This is a genomic window from Streptomyces sp. NPDC005774 (assembly GCF_042871645.1).
GTDB lineage: Bacteria > Actinomycetota > Actinomycetes > Streptomycetales > Streptomycetaceae > Streptomyces > Streptomyces pratens.
This window is the reverse complement of record NZ_JBIAIV010000129.1, coordinates 1-2283: the sequence shown is the minus strand read 5'-3', so window position 1 is coordinate 2283 and position 2283 is coordinate 1. Positions and strand designations below refer to the sequence as shown.

Sequence of the window (2283 nt, the reverse complement as noted above, 5' to 3'; positions counted from 1 at the left end):
GCGGCGAATCCCAGCTCGTTGCCCTGCTCCGCAGGAGCTGTGTTTCCTCCCCGAGCTAAAGCACGGGGTATCCACACAGGAGGAAGAGATGACCAGCAGACTCCCGCTCAGCACGAGCTGACCGGTGTCCGGTTGGGGATCCCTTACATACACGGCCTGTGATCCGGCAGGGGTATCACGATCGCCTCGGAACACAGCGCCGCGAGATCCTTGGGCGCCCGAAGCCCGCGCCGATCCGACGTCGAGCGCTCAGCGCTTGGTCTCGTACCTGGTCAGGACCACGCCGTCGGGAAACGTCCGGGTCTCCACCAGGGTCAGGTTCACCCAGTTGTCCAGGGCTGTGAAGAACGGCGTGCCGCCGCCCACCAGGACCGGATGGGTGACGATCGCGTACTCGTCGATCAGCCCGGCCCGCATGGCCGCCGCGGCGAGTGTGGCACCGCCGATGTCCATGGGGCCGCCGTCGTCGGCCTTGAGCCGGGTGATCTCGGTGACCGCGTCGCCGGTGACCAGACGGGTGTTCCAGTCGACCGTGCTGGTCGTCGAGGAGAACACCACCTTCGGCATGTCCCGCCAGCGGCCGGCGAACTCGATCTCCGCCGGTGTGGCACCCGGCTGCTGGTCGGCGGTCGGCCAGTGGGAGCTCATCGTCTCCCACAGCTTGCGCCCGTACAGCGCCAGGCCCGTCGCGTCCACCCGGTCGGACCACCACTGGAACAACTCGTCGCTCGGCACGCTCCAGCCGAGGTCGTCGCCGGGCGCGGCGATGTAGCCGTCCAGGCTCAGGTTCATGGCAAAGGTCAGTTTCCGCATGGCGTCAGCCTTCCGTGAGTCGGTATTCGGTGTACAGACCAGCACGGCGCGGAAAAATCATCGGTCAGGCCACACCGAGGGCCGGTTGACCACCATGCCAAGCGGATGCTGCGTAGGCCCTGTTCTCGTATAGCTGCGGCCAGGTGGTGTGTAGCGCTGCGTAACGTTCGGGGCTGTGGTCATGCAGCCCTCGGAGAGAGGGCCAATCGATCATCGGATGGCGGTATCGGTTGTTCCGCTCCGAGGTCGGCTTATCGGACTTCTGTCACCTGATGGCCCGTCAGGGTAGTGCCGCAGTAAATGCCGGATTCACTGCGGCGGAGCCCCTACCGTGATCATCGCGACCTGCGGCGGGTTCTCCGGCCGCCGCAGGCGAGGTGTACGCATTTACTGCGGCAGTGCCGGAAGGGCGGGGCGAGCGTGGCGATCGAACCGGTGACCGAACCCGGGAGCGGGGGCGCGCTCCGGCTGCCGCGCGCCCGGGTGGTGCCCCTGTCCGCCCCGCCCTCGTCGTACACCGCGGCGGTCGAGCGCTACCTCACCGGCGCGGGCATCGCGAAGTCCTCCGCGCGGATCTACCGGATCTCGCTGACGACGTGGGGATGGATGCTCGGCGGTGCGCTTGGCCTGGGTGATGCGCAGCCGGGACAGCTCCGCCGACGTCACATACGCCAGCCCCGCCGCATGCGCTTGCCTGCGGTCGCGCAGGCAGTCGTTCCACACCACCTGGGCGCATCCGAACGCGCTCGCCGGCGCACCGCGCTGGGAGGCGTCCGGATATGCGTCGGGTAGCCGGGACACATTACTGCGTCCCGGCCCCCTCAGAACCGTGCTTGCACCTTTCAATGCACACGGCTCAAGCTCACCCGCTGGGCGGTGTTTCAAAGGGCCGTCTGCCATCCTTCGCGTGATGCTGTCGATGGCATTCGGCGTGCAAGAGACGGAAGTTGGTCTTTTCGTCCGAACCGCCGTCGCGTCGATAAACGAAGTGATGCTTGTGCAGCATCTTCATCGACGCCGCGAACCAGTTCATCCACTCGCGCGGACTGTCCGGTTCGTATTCGGCTCCGACAATGAGGGCCTGCTTGCAGAGTGGGCAGAGCACCTTCTGCTTGTACGCCAGATACAAGCTCAGCTTGTCCATAGGCGGTGGGGCCTTTTTGCGTCGTCGGTTCTGCCAGTACTCGCTCAGGGTCGGGTCGTCCGGAGACGCTGATCCCTTAACTCGTACATGGCGGACGATCTTCGTCCAGCTGAACTTCGGGAGGTAGGCACCGCTCACACGGTCCCCGAACACCCATTTGTCATTCCTGGATTTATCGAAGTGGCCGAAGTGCCTGTTTGCTACCCAGGTTCTTGTCTTCCTCGGGTGGCTCCAATGGCCATGAGTTAACGATCTACATGTGATGATCTTCGGGTGGAGCGAGCTGAGGGTGGGGCCGCGAGGCGGCTGACGGATGACGTGTCGAT

At 65.2% G+C, this 2283-nt stretch carries 2 protein-coding genes and 1 pseudogene; all 3 read right to left on the bottom strand.

Translation table 11 applies throughout. From position 1 onward, the window contains the following. Positions 1-249 precede the first annotated feature (249 nt). Complete coding sequence (locus tag ACFYQA_RS39405; protein WP_388928646.1) at positions 250-813, bottom strand: dihydrofolate reductase family protein; 564 nt, start codon at positions 811-813, stop codon at positions 250-252. Between the two features lie 609 nt (positions 814-1422). Beyond that, positions 1423-1614: pseudogene (locus ACFYQA_RS39400) on the bottom strand (helix-turn-helix domain-containing protein); the annotation flags it as partial. Positions 1615-1675: 61 nt separating this feature from the next. Then, a complete protein-coding gene (locus ACFYQA_RS39395) occupies positions 1676-1957 on the bottom strand; it encodes an HNH endonuclease (RefSeq protein ID WP_388928644.1) in 282 nt (93 codons plus the stop codon). Between the last annotated feature and the right edge of the window lie 326 nt (positions 1958-2283).

Bases quoted from the DNA above. Each gene is read 5' to 3' on its own strand.
- ACFYQA_RS39405 (WP_388928646.1), bottom strand. From the start codon at position 813: ATGCGGAAACTGACCTTTGCCATGAACCTGAGCCTGGACGGCTACATC.
- ACFYQA_RS39395 (WP_388928644.1), bottom strand. From the start codon at position 1,957: ATGGACAAGCTGAGCTTGTATCTGGCGTACAAGCAGAAGGTGCTCTGC.